Here is a 15,946-nt window from a genome sequence, read left to right on the forward strand (position 1 = left end):
GAAGCTAGCAGTCGGCGAAGACGAGCGGGAGGCCCTGTGGATAACTCGCCGCGCGACAGAACCGTCGTCGTCACGGGCGGCACCCGGGGCGTCGGCGCGGGGATCGCGAGGGCCTTCGCCGAGACCGGCGACCGGGTTCTCGTCTGCGCCCGCAGACCACCCGAAGTTCCCCTCGACGGCGTCGAGTTCACGCCCCTCGACCTGCGCGACCCGCCCGCCGTGCGCGCCTTCTTCGACGCGCTGCCCCGGCTCGACGTCCTCGTCAACAACGCCGGCGGCACCCCGTACCGGCGGCTGGCCAACGCGGACGCCGAGCGGCACGCCCGGGTGATCGAGCTGAACCTCGTCACCCCGCTGACGGCCTCCCTCGCGGCGTACGACCACCTCCGACGGGCCCGGGGCTCGGTCGTGATGGTCGGCAGCGTCAGCGGCAGCCGTCCCTCCCCCGGCTCGGCGGCCTACGGCGCGGCCAAGGCGGGACTGGAGAACCTGGCCCGTTCCATGGCGGTGGAATGGGCGCCGGAGGTCCGCGTCAACACCCTCGTCGTCGGCATGGTCCGCACCGAGCTGTCCCACCTCCACTACGGCGGTGAGGACGGCGTCGCCGCGGTCTCCGGCACCGTTCCGCTCGGACGGCTGGCCGCTCCGTCCGACATCGGCGCGGCCGCCGTCTTCCTCGCCTCCGACGCGGCCGCGTACATCAGCGGGGCGAGTCTGCTCGTGCACGGAGGAGGGGAGCGGCCGGCCTTCCTGGCCGCCGCGACTGCCAACAAGCCCGCCGACAAGGAGGAGTGAGATGAGCGGAATCTGCGCGGGACGGGTCGTCGTCGTCACCGGCGCCGGGCGGGGGCTGGGCCGGGCCCACGCGCTCGCGTTCGCCGCGGAGGGCGCCCGCGTCGTCGTCAACGACCTGGGCGTCGGGCTCGACGGGGCACCCGGGCCCGGCAGCCCGGCCCACCGGGTCGTCGGGGAGATCCGCGCGGCGGGCGGCGAGGCCGTCGCCCACGGCGCCGACATCGCCACGAGCGCCGGGGCCGAATCCCTGGTGGCGGCGGCCCTGGAGACGTACGGCCGGCTCGACACGCTCGTCAACAACGCCGGCTTCCTGCGCGACCGCATGCTCGTCAACCTCGACGAGGACGACTGGGACGCCGTGCTCCGCGTCCACCTCAAGGGCCACTTCCTGCCCCTCAAGCACGCCGCCGCGCACTGGCGGGCCGAGGCCAAGGCGGGCCGGACACCGGTGGCCCGGATCGTCAACACCAGCAGCGGCGCGGGACTGCTGGGCTCCGTCGGGCAGGGGAACTACAGCGCCGCGAAGGCCGGGATCGTCGGGCTGACCCTGGTCGCGGCGGCCGAACTCGGCCGGTACGGCGTCCAGGTCAACGCGGTTGCCCCCGCGGCCCGCACCCGTATGACCGAAGGCGCCTTCGCCGAGACCATGGCGGCCCCCGACTCCGGCTTCGACGCCATGGCGCCGGCGAACGTGTCCCCGCTGGTGGTCTGGCTGGGCTCCGCCGCGAGCGCCGGTGTCACCGGCCGGGTCTTCGAGGCCGAGGGCGGCCGGATCACTGTCATGGAGGGCTGGCGGCCGGGCCCCACCGCCGACAAGGGCGCGCTGTGGACACCGGCCGAGGCGGGGGAGACGGCAGGCAAGCTGCTCGCCGAGGCGGAGGTTCCCGGGCGGGTCTACGGGGCGTAGGCGCTCCTACGACGACAGCCGGGCGGCGGCCTTGCGCTGTGCCTCCGACATGACCGTCAGAAACCTGACCACGGTCTCCAGTTCCTCCGTACCGAACTCCTCGCACGCCGCCACGATGTCGCGTGCCCAGTCCTCGAAGAACACGGCGAGTTCGCCGATCTTCTCCCGGTTCAGCTCGACGAGCACCCGGCGTTTGTCGGTGGGGTGCTTGACCCGGCGGGCGAAGCCCTTGGCCTCCAGACGGTCGACCAGACCGGTGACGGAGGCGGGGGCCAGGCCGGTCAGCTGCGCCAACTCCTTCGCGGTGAGCGGGCCGTGGCGCTCCAGGAGGTCGAGGGTCTTCTCCTCCGTGGCGTTCAGGCCCTGCTTGGCGGCGATCGCCGAATGGAACATCACGGTGACGCCGCTGTGCACGCGGCCCACCTCCATCAGGCGCTGCAGGGTCTCGGCCCGCCGGTCGCCGCTCGTTGCTCCGCTGCTGCTCATGGCTCCAGGCTAACAAATATTTCGTTCGGTCGAACTAATGACTTGCGCCGGCGCCCGTGGGGATGCAAGTCTTTCGTTAGGTCGAACGAAATAAATCTGGAGCCCGGGGAGGCACCGTGTCCACGACCCTCACCACAACCCCGCCCACCGCGGCCCAGCCGCATCCGCGCCGCTGGGCCGCCGCCGTCGTGATGATGATCGCGGCACTGATGGACCTGCTGGACGTGACGATCGTCAACGTGGCGATCCCGTCCATCGGACGCGACCTGCATGCCTCGGCGAGCGAACTGCAATGGCTGGTCTCCGCCTACCTGCTCGGCTTCGCGGCGACCCTGATCGTCTCCGGCCACCTCGGGGACCGCCTGGGACGCCGGGCCCTCTTCCTCGCCGGTACGGCGGGCTTCGGAGCCGCCAGTCTGGCGTGCGGGGTCGCGCAGTCGCCGGGCCAGCTGATCGCCGCGCGGGCGGTGCAGGGCGTGATGGCCGCGGTGCTGGTGCCGCAGGTGCTCGGCTCGTTCCGCACGCTGTTCCGGGGGAAGGAGCGCGGGGCCGCCTTCGGGATGTACGGCGCCGTCGCCGGATTCGCCTCGGCCGTGGGGCTGCTGCTCGGCGGGCTGCTCACCGACGCCGATCTGTTCGGCTGGGGCTGGCGGTCGGTATTCCTGGTGAACGTGCCGGTGGCCGTGGGTACCTTCGTGGGCGGACTGCTGCTGGTGCCGGCCACCCGGGAGCGGTCCGCGGGCCGGCCGGACGTGCTGGGCAGCCTGGTGCTGGCCGCCGGACTGGTGGCGATCGTGCTGCCGCTGGTGCAGGGCCGGGAGAACGGCTGGCCGCTGTGGGGCTGGGTCTGCCTCGCCGCGGGGACGGCCGGGGTCGTCGGGCTCGGCGTGTACGAGGCACGGCGCAGGGAGCGGGCCGGGACGGTGCCGCTGCTGCCGGCGCGGGCCTTCCGGCTCCCCGCGTTCTCGGTGGGCGTCCTGGTCCAACTGCTGTTCTCCGTCGGCATGCAGGGCTTCTTCCTGGTCTTCGCGATCTGGCTGCAGGGGAGCGAGGGGTACACGCCGATGCAGGCCGGCGTGGTGACCGTGGCCTTCTCGGTGGGCGGCTTCCTGACCGCGCCCGCCGCGGACGGGCTCGCCGTGAAGTACGGGCGGACCGTGCTCGGGGCCGGCGCGCTGATGATGGCGGGCGGCTTCGGCTGGGTGTGGGCAGCGGTGCACGGAGCGTCCGCCGCGCACACCGGGGCCTGGCCGCTGGTGCCGGGGCTGGTGATTGCCGGAGCCGGGCTCGGCTTCCTGGTGGTGCCGCTGGTGAACGTGGTCCTGTCCGCGGTGCCGGCGGAGCTCGCGGGCGGCGCGTCCGGCATCTTCTCCACGGCTCAGCAGTTCGGCGGAGCGCTGGGCGCCGCGGTGGTCGGCACGGTGTTCTTCGACCACGTGGGGGAGGGCATGACCGAGGCCCTCGGCGCGGCGATGCCGTGGGTGGCCGACGGGTTCCTGGTGTGTGCCGGGTTGTGCGCGGCGCTGCCGCGGCGGGCGGTGGCGGGGCACGAGGGGTGAGGCGGGCGATGGTTCGGGGCGGGGCCCGGTGCGGCTCCGCCCCTTCCGCTTCCCGGCAACACCCGCGGCGGACGGCGCCGACAACCTACGTGTCGCACTCCAGCACCGTCCGGCACAGCCCGCACCGCGCCCGGACCCGCCCTCGTACCGGCACCCTGATCCGCTGGTGGCAGGTGGGACAGGGGAACGAGACGCGCAGGTGGCCGCCGACCCCGTCGGGGGTGAAGGTGTACGGGACCCCGGGCTGCGGACCGTGGGCGTGACGACGGTCGCGGGCATAGCGGCGGCGGCCCGCCCAGCCGGCGGCGGTCAGCGGGGGCTGCTGCTCGTCGCGCCGGGCCTGGGCCATGCCCTTGGTGTACGCCGTGTAGGCCTGCGGGCTGGTGAACCACACCGAGGGGTCCTCGCCGAAGACCAGGGAGCGCTTGGCCAGGACGTAGCCGAACTCCTCGGGGGTGAGATACCCGAGCTTCTGGGACGACACCGTGTCCTCCCGGTACGCGTCCAGCAGCAGCCAGCCCGCCCCCAGGTACGTCGTTGCCGTGTCCGTGAGGATCTCGTTCTGCGCGGTGCCCGGGAACGACAGGTCCAGACGGTGCAGATAGACGTGCATCACCTCGTGGGCGAGCGCCGCGCCGATGTCCCCGCGATGGGTGCGGAACCGGTCGTTCAGCTCGACGAAGTACTCCGGGCCCGCCGCGAGTTCCACGTTCGCCGCATGGGTCATCTCGCGGAAGCAGACGATCAGCCGGGCATCCGGCAGCCGGAAGTGCCGCATCATCTCGCGGGCCACGCGCTGCGCGCCCAGATGCAGGTCGTCCGTGTCGCAGAACGCCACGTCGGCGGGGGCCACGCTGGCCGAAAAGGTCTGGATGGTGTCGTACGAGAGGCGCTGGTACAGCGCGGTGATGGCCGCCCGCACCGTCTCCAGATGCGGGTAGCCGTGCTCGACCGGTCCGTCGTTCGCCACGCCCTGACCCCCAAAGACGCCCAGAACTCCTCTCCACTGTAGGCGGATGTGCGCCGAAGTCGTCCTCCTCGGTGAGCACCCCGGCCCCGACCATCCGCCGATGATCGAGAACCCGTCCGCCCCTTAGGGTTGACATCCATGACCACCAGCCACACCGGTACCGGTGACGTCGACCCCGCCGTGCGCGAGGAGCTCGACCGCCTGCGCGACAGCATCGACAACATCGACGCGGCCGTCGTCCACATGCTCGCCGAGCGCTTCAAGTGCACCCAGCAGGTCGGCCGGCTCAAGGCCGTCCACCAACTGCCGCCCGCCGATCCCGCCCGCGAGGCACGGCAGATCGCCCGGCTGCGCACCCTCGCCGAGAACGCCAAGCTGGACCCGGCGTTCGCTGAGAAATTTCTCAATTTCATCATCGCCGAGGTGATCAGACACCACGAGCGCATCGCCGGGGACACCGTCAACGGACAGGCGCCGGGAGCGAACTGACCTCGGCCGATGCGGCGGGGGTCGTGACAGCGGGGGCGGGGAGGGGCATGCTGCCCTGTGCACTCCTCGTCAGCCGGCGAGCACTCCGTGTCAGTGCGGGGTCGTACGCTGGTTGTCCACACGGGAGGGACCTGGGTCATGCCGCCGGATGCCAAGATCCTCATCGTCGACGACCACAAGGAAACGCTGTACGCGCTGGAGAGCGCCCTCGCCCCGCTGGGCTACCAACTCGGCCGCGCCACCAGCGGCGACGAGGCGCTCAAACAGGTGCTCCGCGGCCGGGTCGGCCTCCTGCTGCTGGATGTGCGCATGCCCGGCGTCAGCGGCCTGGACGTGGTGCGTTACATGCGCCGCGTCGAGCAGACCCAGCACATACCGGTCGTCCTGCTCACCGGATTCGGCCCGGACCACGAACTGACCACCACCGCGTTCGGGCTGGGCGTCGCCGACCTCGTCCTCAAGCCCATCGACCCCTGGGCCCTGCGCACCAAGGTGCGCTACCTGTACGACGCCCATCAGCGCAACCTCGCCCTGGAGCGGGAGGTCCGCGAACTGCGTGCCCGCGTCGAGGGCCGCGCCGAGGGCGGAAAGAACGCTCTGCGACGTGCGCCCGCCCGCCCCGGCAGCCGGGTTCCGCCCCAGCGGGACACCTCCCTGACCGCCCCGGCGCAGGACCGGACATAAGCCGTGTACCGATCCGCCCCTGTGCGCCGTCAGTGCCATCAGGCAGCATGTCCTGCATGTCCGTACTGACGCGCGACGAAGCGCAGATCCGAGCACAGCTCCTCGACGTCCACCGCTACGCGATCGAACTCGACCTGACCACCGGGGACGAGACCTTCGACTCGCGCACCGTGATCCGGTTCGGCGCGCGGACCGCCGGGGACGCGTTCGTCGAGCTCAAGCCCGCCGAGCTGCGCTCCGTCACCCTCGACGGACAGCCCCTGGACCCGGAGACCCTGGACCAGGACCGGCTGCCGCTGAAGGGCCTCACGGCCGGTGAGCACGAGCTGCACGTCGACGCCGTCATGCGCTATTCCCGCACCGGGGAGGGCATGCACCGCTTCACCGACCCCACCGACGGGGAGACGTACGCTTACACGCAGCTGTTCATGGACGACGTGCAGCGCGTCTTCGCCGCCTTCGACCAGCCCGACCTGAAGGCCGTCTTCGAGCTGACCGTCAAGGCCCCCGAGGGCTGGACCGTCCTCGCCAACGGCATCACCGAGCACCTCGGCGAGGGCCGTTGGCAGGCCGCCCCCACCCCGCTGATCTCCACGTACCTGGTCGCCGTCGCCGCCGGCCCCTGGCACTCCGTGCGCACCGAGCACCGCGGCCTGCCCTTCGGCATCCACTGCCGCCGCTCCCTCGCGCCGTACCTCGACGCGGACGCCGACGAGATCCTCGACATCACGCGCGCGTGCTTCGACCGGTTCCACGAGAAGTTCGAGGAGCCCTACCCCTTCGACTCCTACGACCAGGCCTTCGTCCCCGAGTTCAACGCGGGCGCCATGGAGAACCCGGGCCTGGTCACCTTCCGCGACGAGTTCGTCTACCGCTCCGCCGTCACCGACACCGAGCGGCAGACCCGCGCCATGGTCATCGCCCACGAGATGGCCCACATGTGGTTCGGCGACCTCGTCACCCTCAAGTGGTGGGACGACATCTGGCTGAACGAGTCCTTCGCCGAGTACATGGGCTACCAGACCACCATCGAGGCAACCCGCTTCACCGACACCTGGGTCGACTTCGGCGTGGCCCGCAAGGCCTGGGGCTACGACGCCGACCAGCGCCCCTCCACCCACCCCGTCGCCCCCGAGGCCGTCGACGACACGGCCGCCGCGCTGCTCAACTTCGACGGCATCTCCTACGCCAAGGGCGCCTCCGCGCTGCGCCAGCTGGTGGCCTGGCTCGGCGAGAAGGACTTCCTCGCCGGCATCAACATCCACTTCGCCCGGCACAGGTTCGGCAACGCCACCCTCGCAGACTTCATCGACTCCCTGTCCGCCGCCACCGACCGCGACGTCCACGCCTGGGCGGACGCCTGGCTGCGCACCACCGGCGTCGACACGCTCACCCCGGTGGTCACGACGGGTGACGAGACCGGCACGTACGCGCTCACCGTGAAGCGCGACGGCAGCCGCCCGCACCGCATCAGCGTCGGGGTGTACGACCATGATCTCGCCGACGAGTGCGGCCTCGTCCTGCGTGAGCGCATCGGCCTGGACGTCCCGCAGACCGCCCCGCAGCCCATCGGCAAGCGCCCCGCGCTGCTCCTGCTCAACGACGGCGACCTGACCTACGCCAAGGTCCGGTTCGACGCCAGGTCCTTCGAGGCGGTCCGCACGGGGCTGTCCGGCCTGCCCGAGCCGCTCACCCGCGCGGTGGTGTGGAACGCCCTCAGGGACGCCGTCCGCGACGGCGAGCTCCCGCCCGCCGCGTTCCTGGAGACCGCGCGCGCCCACCTTCCCCGCGAGGCGGACCTGGCCCTCGTCCAGGGCGTGCTGGCCTTCGCCTCGACGTACATCGCCGACCGCTACCTCGACCCCGAGGAGCGTCCTGCGGCCCTGGCCGCCCTCTCCTCGCTGTGCCGCGACTTCATCCGGCGCACCGAGGACGGCGACAACCCCGGACTGCGGCTGATCGCCGTCCGCCATTTCATCGACGTCGCCGCCCACCCGGACACCATCGCCGCCTGGCTCGCCGACGGCACTGTGCCCGGTGGGCCGGAGCTCGACCCGGAGCTGCGCTGGCGCATCCTCGGCCGCCTCGCCGTCCTCGGCGCCACCGACGAGGCCGCGATCGACGCCGAGCTGGAGCGCGACCCGAGCGCCACCGGCCAGGAGGGCGCCGCCCGCTGCCGGGCCGCGCTGCCCGATCCCGAGACCAAGCGTGCGGCCTGGGACGCGATGTTCGCCACGGACGACCTGTCCAACTATCTCTTCACGGCCACCGCCCAGGGCTTCTGGCAGCCCGAGCAGGCCGACCTGGTCCGGGAGTACGTGGCGCGGTACTACACGGACGTGCTCCCGGTGGCCGCCCGCCGCGGACCCGCCATCGCCACCGCCACCGGCCGGTACGCCTTCCCGTCCTACGCCGTGGACGCGGAGAACCTCGCCCTGGGCGAGGCCTGTCTGCGCGACGCCGACCCGGTGACGGCCCTGCGCCGCCGACTCGTCGACGAACTCGACGACCTGGCGCGGGCGTTGCGGGTGCGAGGGCGGGAGTTGTCTGCCTAGGTTCGACTGGTCAGGAAGTACTCCGCCCCCCAGGAGGATTCCAGTGATCGTAGTCACCGGCGCCACCGGCCACGTCGGCCGGGCTCTCGTCGACCGGCTCGTCGCCGCGGACCGGCCCGTACGGGCGCTCACTCGCGACCCGGAGCGGGCCCGGCTGCCCGGGAAGGCCGAGGTGGTGAAATTCCGCCTGGACGAGCCCGACGCGCTCTTCGAAGGAGCGACAGGGCTCTTCCTCTACGTCCAGGCGGCCGGCGCGCAGACCCCGGCCCTGCTCGACGCCGCCCGCAAGGCCGGTGTGCGGCACGTCGTCCTGCTCTCCTCCGGGATCGTCCAGGAGGGTTCCGACGAGACGCACCCCATCCACGTCATGCATGCCACGGCCGAGCGGCAGGTTCGCGACAGCGGCCTGGAGTGGACCTTCCTGCGCCCCCACGCGTTCGCCACCAACGCGCTCCAGTGGGCGCCGCAGATCCGGTTCGGGAACACCGTCCGCGGCGTCTTCGCGGACATGCTCACGGCGCCGATCCACGAGGACGACATCGCGGCCGTCGCCGAACGCGCCCTCGTCGACGGCGGTCACGAGGGCGCGGCCCACCGGCTCACCGGCCCCGGGGCCACCACCAACACCGACCAGATCGCCGCGATCGGCCGAGCGATCGGCCGCGATCTGACGTTCGTCGAGGTGCCGCCGGAGGAGGCGGGACCCGAACTGTTCCCCGGCGCCCCACCGGAGTTCGTACGGTCCCTCCTGAAGAGCTTCGCCGCCACGGTCGGCGTACCCCCGGAGATCACCACCACGGTCCAGGACATCACCGGCACCCCGGCCCGCACCTTCACCCAATGGTCCGAGGACCACGCGCCCGACTTCCGAACACCATGATCCGGTGCGCGGGGCCAGCGTGGGCTGTTCCTGCGCGGGGCGCGCTGCGACGGGGCGTGTACGGGTCTGTGGCGCGGGTGTTCTGTCCTCGGGCGCGGGCTGTTTCTGCGTGGGGTGCGCCGCCCCCTGGTGTGCGTGGATGTGAGGCGGGGGCCTGTCATTGGGTGCGCCGTGATCCGATGCGCGGGGCGCGCTGTGACGGGGCGTGTACGGGTCTGTGGCGTAGGGGGTTCCGCCTCGGGGCGAGCCCTGACCCGACGCGCAGGGCGCGCCGCCCCCAGGCGTGCGCTGATCCGGTGTGCGGGGCGCGCCGCTGTCGCCCGAGCCCTGAACCGGTGCGCGGGCTGCGCTGCCATCGGATGTGCGTTGATCCGCCGCGCCCAGATCCTGCAGACCAGGCCCCCGCCACCGCGCGTCCACGGCCCCCGGGGTGGCCGGGTCGCGCCTGTTGGATGAGCCGCACCGGACGTCCGCGGGCCGGCCCCGGCCCCGGCCCCGGGGCCGTGACCGAGCCGCCGCCCCCTCCGGCCGCGACCGGCCTGCCGCCAAGCCCGCGTGGCGTCAGCAGGAACAGGCCCACCGAGACCGCGCCCGGTGCCGGGTGGTTCCGTCTCGCGTCCAGCAGGCCGCTTACGGTGCCGGACCGCTCCACCAGCAGGAGCAGCTTGGCTTCGGGGGCCGCGCCCGATGGCAGCGCGTAGCGAAGGCTCTGCACCTCACCCGGTACGGACGGCAGTCCCGTCGCAGTCACGGACAGGGCCGGCAGCCGCGTCTCGTCGGACGGGGTCGGCACCCGCAGCAGCATCTGCCCACCGGGCGTATCGATCGCGGTCACGTCAACCATCCGCAGCCCCAACACGCTTTCCCCGCACGGGAGTACCCACTTTCGGGTTTCGATCGTTGGACTTTCCGGGCGCGTCGGCCCGATGGCGTACAAGCTGGAAGTCTCCACATGGATGTTCGCCTGCCCCGCGCCCCCGGAGGAGAGCCCATGAGCACGCCGCACCCCCTCGCCTCAGGTCCCGAAGGGCCCGACGCCCTGCGGCCGTTGATCGACACCGTGCTCGACGCCCTGCGGGAGGGTGGGCGGGCCCGTGGGGGACCGCTGCCCGCGGGCGGGCCGGAGGCGGTTGCCGCGGCCGTCGCGGACGCCGTGGGGGACGTACTGCCGGACGAGGGCGACCCCGACGCGCTGCGCACCCTCGTCCGCGTTTTCGCCGAGGGTGCCGCCGACCCCGCCGACCCGCTCTGCGCGGCGCATCTGCACTGCCCGCCACTCGCCCTCGCCACCGCCGCCGACCTCGCTGCGAGCGCCCTCAACCCGTCCCTGGACTCCTGGGACCAGGCACCGGCCGCCTCAGCCCTGGAGGCCCTCGTCACCCGAGAGCTCGCCCACGAGATCGGCCTGGCCGACTCGCTCGTCACCACCGGCGGCACCGAGTCCAACCAGCTCGCCCTGCTGCTCGCCCGCGAGGCCCACGGCGGAAGCGTGCGGCTCGTGTGCGGCGCCAACGCCCATCACTCCCTGCCCCGCGCGGCCTGGTTGCTGGGCCTGCCCGACCCGGTGGTCGTCCCCGCCCCCAACGGCACCCTCGACCCCGCCGCCCTGGACGAGGTCCTCACCCGCTTCCCCCGCCCCGTGCTGGTCGCCGCCACCGCCGGCACCACCGATGCCGGTCTCATCGACCCGCTGCCCGAGATCGCCGGCCTCTGCGCCGCCCACGGGGCCCGTCTGCACATCGACGCGGCGTACGGCGGCGGACTGGTCTTCAGCGAACGGCACCGCGAGAAGCTCGCCGGGCTGGAGGCCGCCCACACCGTCACCCTCGACCTGCACAAACTCGGCTGGCAGCCGGTCGCCGCGGGCCTGCTCGCCGTCTCGCGCCCCCGCGATCTGGCCGTACTGCACCAGCACGCCGACTACCTCAACGCAGACGACGACACCGAGGCCGGCCTGCCCGACCTGCTCGGCCGGTCCCTGCGTACCTCCCGCCGCCCCGACGTCCTCAAGATCGCCGTCACCCTCAGGACCCTCGGCCGCACCGGCCTCGGCGCCCTCGTCGACCAGGTCTGCGCACGGGCAAGGGAGTTCGCGGCCCTCGTCCAGGAGCACCCCGCCTTCGAGCTCTACGACCGGCCGGTCATCAGCACCGTCCTGTTCCGGCCCGCCGGGGCCACCGACGAAGCCGTCGCCGGCGTACGGCGCACCCTGCTGCACGAGGGCCGCGCCGTCCTCGGCCGGGCCCGCCTCGACGGCCGCCTCTGGCTCAAGGCCACCCTCCTGAACCCCCACACCCGGCCGGACGAGCCGGCCGAGCTGCTGAAACTCGTGGAAGGAACCCCCACCAGATGACCCACCCCCCGGACCACGAGCCAGAAGCACCCCGTGACCTGGTCGGCATCGGCATCGGACCGTTCAACCTCTCCCTCGCCGCCCTCGCCCACCCGCTCGCCGAACTCGACGCCGTCTTCTACGAGCAGCGCCCCGGCTTCGACTGGCACCCCGGCCTGCTCATCGAGGGCGCGACCATCCAGGTTCCGTTCCTCGCCGACCTGGTGACCCTCGCCGACCCGGCCAGCCGCTGGAGCTTCCTCAACTACCTCAAGGCCCGCAACCGGCTGTTCCCCTTCTACTTCGCCGAGCGCTTCCACATCCAGCGCACCGAGTACGACTCCTACTGCCGCTGGGTCTCCGAGAACCTCCCCGGGCTGCGCTTCTCCCACCAGGTCGACGCCGTCCGCTGGAACCCCGGACGCGACGCCTTCGAGGTCGACTTCACCCGGCTCGACGCCGACGGAAACGCCGAGGCCACCGGCTGTACGTACACGAAGAACATCGTCCTCGGCGTCGGCACCGCCCCCCACGTCCCCGACCCCCTCAAGCCCCTCGTCGAGGCTCCCGGCGCGCCCGTCATCCACGCCTCCGACTACCTCGACCACCGCGAGGCCTTCCTCGCCGCCGGCCATGTCACCGTCGTCGGCTCGGGACAGTCCGGCGCCGAGGTCTTCCTCGACCTGCTGCGCCACCGCCCCGCCGGACGCGAGCGGCTGCACTGGATCGGCCGTACGGAGGCCTTCGCGCCGATGGAGTACTCCAAGCTAGGCCTGGAGCACTTCACGCCCGACTACACGCGCTACTTCCACGCCCTGGAGGAAGGCGTCCGCGACGGGCTCGTGGCCTCCCAGTGGCAGCTCCACAAGGGCATCGACGCCGACACCATCGCCGCGATCCACGACGAGCTCTACCGCCGCACCCTGCGCGGCGGCTGGCCCGACGCCGTCCTCACCCCCGGTGTCCGGGTCCGTACGGCGGGGCGCGTCGCCACCACCAAGGTCGAGCTCCATCTGGAGCACGTCCAGCAGAACAGCCGCTCCCGGCTCACCACCGACGCGGTCGTCCTCGCCACCGGCTACCGCGAGCGCCCCCTGGACCGCATCCTGGCCGGCCTCGACCCCTACCTGCGCCGCGACACCAGCGAACGCCCGCGTGTCGACGAGCGGTTCCGGCTCGTCCTCGACCGCGCGGTCACCGGCACGGCCTATGTGCAGAACGCCGAACTCCACACCCACGGCGTCGGCGCTCCCGACCTCGGCCTCGCCGCCTGGCGCAGCGCCGTCATCCTCAACTCCCTGACCGGGAAGGAACCATATCCGCTGCCCGCGCGCGCGGCGTTCACCACGTTCGGACTCGACCAGCCGGAGCGGGTCCCCGAGGCCAGGCGCGGGAAGACGCTGACCCCGCTGGTGGAGAGCCGGTAGGGGAGACGCCGGACGCGCAAGGGGCGGCGCGTACGCCGGCGGCGCCGGGGCCACGGATGACCGCCGACGCCGCCGACCCGGCCCTGCCGGACCCCTAGAACACCGGGGTTCCGTTGCGGGTGAGCTTCCAGTCCACCGACGCGAAGTCCTTCGGGTCCAGCACACCCTTCGCGCTCACCCACTCCGCGATCCGGGTCCGGATCTCCGTCGACTCCGACCACAGCTCCTTGGCCGAGGCGACGTTCGGGAACGCGCCGCCGCCGTTCGCGCGGTAGTTGTTCACCGCGAACACGAACTGCTGGGCGTCGTCCAGCGCGGCACCGTTGTAGGTGAGGTTCTTGATCCGCGAACCGGCCGCCTGGGCGATGTCGATCTCGTACTGGAAGCCCGACACGTAGTCGTAGTTGTAGTCTGGGCGGTTGTTGGCGTTCGTCAGCTTCTCGACGTCGACGGCGGCGTCGGCGGCCGTCTGGACGAAGTATTCGGCCGAGTACTCCAGGTACGCCCGGATCTGGGCGCCCGTCAGCAGCTTGGCGACCAGCGTGTTGTCGTACACGTACAGGCTCGACAGGTCCCGGATGGTCACCTTGCCGGCCGGGATCTCCGAGGTGCGGGAGAACGGCGAGGCCTGCGAGACCACCGGCAGCGCGGCGTACTCGGTGCCCGCCAGCGCCGCCTTGACCACGTCCTCCTGGACCTTGTTGATCAGGTCGATGATCGGGGCGTCCTTGTAGCGGGCGTCGACCGTGGTCAGGGTCTCGGTCGCGGACCCGACGACCTGGTTGACGTACTCGACGACCTTCGCGTGCTCGTCGGTCAGCAGCTTGGTGATCTTCGGGTCATCCGCGACCGTGTTGGAGTTGAGCACCTTCGAGGAGACGGACTCGACGGTCCACCTGCCCCTGCCGAAGACCAGCTCGATGTCGAAGACGGACAGGCGCTCGGCGAACGCCAGCGGCTCCGACAGCACGACCGTCTTGCCGGTCTTGGCGTTGGTGACCTTCAGCTCCGGGATCTCCAGATGCGCATGGCCGACGAGGATCGCGTCGATGCCGGGCACCTGCTGGGCGACCAGCGCCGCCGAGTTCTCGACGTACGGCAGCTGGTCACCGTACGACGACGTGCCGGACGAGCCGGAGTGCGCCGACACGACGACCACGTCCGCGCCCATCGCCCGCAGCTTCGGCACCCACTTCGCGGCCTGCTCCTCCAGGCCCGGGAAGGCCAGCTTGCCCTGGACGTAGGCCTTGTCCCAGATCGCGATGCCCGGGTTGGTCAGACCGAGGACGGCGACCTTGACCGGCGGGGCGCCCGGTACCTGGAACTTCTTGATGAAGTAGGGCGGGAAGGCGGGCTTCAGCGACTTCGCGTCCACGGCGTTGGCGCCGAGCAGCGGGAAGTGACACTGCTCCTCGAACTTGCGCAGCGTCTCGATGCCGTAGTTGAACTCGTGGTTGCCGAGCGCCGCGGCGTCGTAGCCGATGGCGTTCATCGCCTGCGCCATCGGGTGCACCGGACCGCCCTTGGCGGTGATCGGGTCGACCTTGGCGTAGTAGTACGTGAGCGGGGTGCCCTGGATCGTGTCGCCCGCGTCCAGCAGCAGCGTGTTGCAGCGGCCCTTCTCGGCGCGGATCTGGTTCACCAGGGTGGAGATACGGGACAGGCCCTGCGCGTTGCCGGCCTTGTCCGCGTATTCCGCGTTCTTGAAGTAGTCCCAGTTGAAGACGTGACCGTGCAGGTCGGTGGTGCCCATGACGGTCAGGGAGTAGCGCTTCGCCGCCGCCCTGGTCTCCGCAGCCTGCGCGGCCGGAGCCGCCGCCGCACCGGCGATCGCCACGCCCGCTCCGGTCGCGGCGGACTTCTTCAGGAACTTCCGACGGTTCAACGGCATGTCTGGATCTCCTAGGGGAACGGTCAACGACGCGCGTAGATTCTGGCCCGGCCAAGACCGACGGCAACAGGTCCGGGAGGTTGCGATCTGGTGACCTCATCGGTGAACTCCGTTGCCACCAAACAGCTAAGACATGACAGAGTGGGGCGTATGACCGCTCCGTACGGCACCGCCGACGCCCCCCGTATCGCCGTCCGCGGCGAGGCCCATCTCGAAGTCGCCCCCGAGATCGCCCGCATCGGGGTCACCGTCAACGCGCGGGGACGGGACCGGCGTTCCGCCCTGGACGACCTCACCCGCCGCAACGCCGCCGTCCTCGACCTCGTGAAGTCCTACGGCGAGGCCGTGGAGCGCCTGGAGACCGGCTTCTTCTCCATCACCCCGGAACTGTCCTCGCACGGCCGGAGCGAGCGCGTGCGCACCTACCACGGCCGCGTCCATGTCACCGTGGAACTCTCCGACTTCACCGCCCTCGGCGAACTCACCACGCGTCTGGCCGACTTGGAGCTGACCCGGGTCGACGGCCCGTGGTGGGCCCTGCGGCCCGACTCGCCGGTGCACCGTCAGGCCCGCCAGCAGGCGGTGCGCGAGGCGGTCCAGCGCGCCCGGGAGTACGCGGAGGCGCTCGGCACCACACTGGCCGCGCTGGTGGAGCTCGCCGACATCGGAGCGGAGAAGGCGGATCCCTACGCCCCCCAGGCCCCCGGCCGGGCCCGCTCCATGGCCTTCGCCGCGGCGGCGGAGGACACGGCGGCCCCGCTGGACCTCGAACCCCAATGCCAACACGTCTACGCCCAGGTGAACGCCCGTTTCACGATGACGCCGCCGCGCCTTTGAGAAAGAGCGGAACGCCTCTGCTCGAAAATGCCACGGCGCTCCATATGCTCATCGGAGCGCCGGTGCGCACAATTCAACACTTGTCAATGAGGCTTCACGCAAAGGTTGTTGAGTGGTCACCCCCGGCGAATTCT

Annotated in this window: 13 protein-coding genes; 10 read left to right on the plus strand and 3 right to left on the minus strand. The window is 71.8% G+C overall.

Going from position 1 to position 15,946, the window contains the following annotated elements:
* Positions 1–36 precede the first annotated feature (36 nt).
* Together ACZ4EG_RS15505 and ACZ4EG_RS15510 are read left to right on the plus strand one after the other, a co-directional pair.
* On the plus strand, positions 37–795 hold the full coding sequence (locus ACZ4EG_RS15505) for an SDR family oxidoreductase (protein WP_467790977.1): 759 nt from the start codon (positions 37–39) through the stop codon (positions 793–795).
* Between the two features lies 1 nt (position 796).
* On the plus strand, positions 797–1,702 hold the full coding sequence (locus ACZ4EG_RS15510) for an SDR family oxidoreductase (RefSeq protein ID WP_467790978.1): 906 nt from the start codon (positions 797–799) through the stop codon (positions 1,700–1,702).
* Positions 1,703–1,708: 6 nt separating this feature from the next.
* On the opposite strand, the gene ACZ4EG_RS15515 is transcribed toward ACZ4EG_RS15510, so the two are convergent.
* Positions 1,709–2,188, minus strand: coding sequence for a MarR family winged helix-turn-helix transcriptional regulator (locus ACZ4EG_RS15515; protein WP_453548124.1), 480 nt, complete (start codon positions 2,186–2,188; stop codon positions 1,709–1,711).
* A 116-nt stretch (positions 2,189–2,304) separates the two neighbouring features.
* Here ACZ4EG_RS15515 and ACZ4EG_RS15520 point away from each other — a divergent pair, with 116 nt between their 5' ends.
* Positions 2,305–3,747, plus strand: coding sequence for an MFS transporter (locus ACZ4EG_RS15520; RefSeq protein ID WP_467790979.1), 1,443 nt, complete (start codon positions 2,305–2,307; stop codon positions 3,745–3,747).
* Between the two features lie 85 nt (positions 3,748–3,832).
* Here the strand turns inward: ACZ4EG_RS15520 and ACZ4EG_RS15525 are convergent, their stop codons facing one another.
* Entirely contained in the window at positions 3,833–4,717 is an 885-nt protein-coding gene (locus ACZ4EG_RS15525; RefSeq protein WP_467790980.1) for a hypothetical protein, read from the minus strand.
* A gap of 138 nt (positions 4,718–4,855) precedes the next feature.
* On the opposite strand from ACZ4EG_RS15525, the gene ACZ4EG_RS15530 reads away from it, so the two are divergent.
* The 6 genes from ACZ4EG_RS15530 (at position 4,856) to ACZ4EG_RS15555 (ending at position 13,084) form a co-directional block, all read left to right on the plus strand.
* Positions 4,856–5,206, plus strand: coding sequence for a chorismate mutase (locus tag ACZ4EG_RS15530; RefSeq protein WP_363297136.1), 351 nt, complete (start codon positions 4,856–4,858; stop codon positions 5,204–5,206).
* A 138-nt stretch (positions 5,207–5,344) separates the two neighbouring features.
* On the plus strand, positions 5,345–5,890 hold the full coding sequence (locus ACZ4EG_RS15535) for a response regulator (RefSeq protein ID WP_453548130.1): 546 nt from the start codon (positions 5,345–5,347) through the stop codon (positions 5,888–5,890).
* Positions 5,891–5,946: 56 nt separating this feature from the next.
* A complete protein-coding gene (pepN, locus tag ACZ4EG_RS15540; RefSeq protein WP_467790981.1) occupies positions 5,947–8,445 on the plus strand; it encodes an aminopeptidase N in 2,499 nt (832 codons plus the stop codon).
* A 43-nt stretch (positions 8,446–8,488) separates the two neighbouring features.
* Positions 8,489–9,325: an NAD(P)H-binding protein gene (locus tag ACZ4EG_RS15545; RefSeq protein WP_467790982.1), complete on the plus strand. Its 837-nt coding sequence runs from the start codon at positions 8,489–8,491 to the stop codon at positions 9,323–9,325.
* Positions 9,326–10,316: 991 nt separating this feature from the next.
* Entirely contained in the window at positions 10,317–11,678 is a 1,362-nt protein-coding gene (locus tag ACZ4EG_RS15550; protein WP_453548136.1) for a pyridoxal phosphate-dependent decarboxylase family protein, read from the plus strand.
* Positions 11,675–13,084, plus strand: coding sequence for a lysine N(6)-hydroxylase/L-ornithine N(5)-oxygenase family protein (locus tag ACZ4EG_RS15555; protein WP_453548138.1), 1,410 nt, complete (start codon positions 11,675–11,677; stop codon positions 13,082–13,084). Before ACZ4EG_RS15550 ends, ACZ4EG_RS15555 begins: the two co-directional genes overlap by 4 nt.
* A gap of 94 nt (positions 13,085–13,178) precedes the next feature.
* Here ACZ4EG_RS15555 and ACZ4EG_RS15560 read toward each other — a convergent pair whose 3' ends face one another.
* Positions 13,179–14,975: a bifunctional metallophosphatase/5'-nucleotidase gene (locus tag ACZ4EG_RS15560; protein WP_467790983.1), complete on the minus strand. Its 1,797-nt coding sequence runs from the start codon at positions 14,973–14,975 to the stop codon at positions 13,179–13,181.
* A 150-nt stretch (positions 14,976–15,125) separates the two neighbouring features.
* Here ACZ4EG_RS15560 and ACZ4EG_RS15565 point away from each other — a divergent pair, with 150 nt between their 5' ends.
* Positions 15,126–15,812, plus strand: coding sequence for an SIMPL domain-containing protein (locus ACZ4EG_RS15565; protein WP_467790984.1), 687 nt, complete (start codon positions 15,126–15,128; stop codon positions 15,810–15,812).
* The last annotated feature ends 134 nt before the right edge of the window (positions 15,813–15,946 follow it).

It is taken from the genome of Streptomyces sp. NPDC025638 (assembly GCF_055558775.1).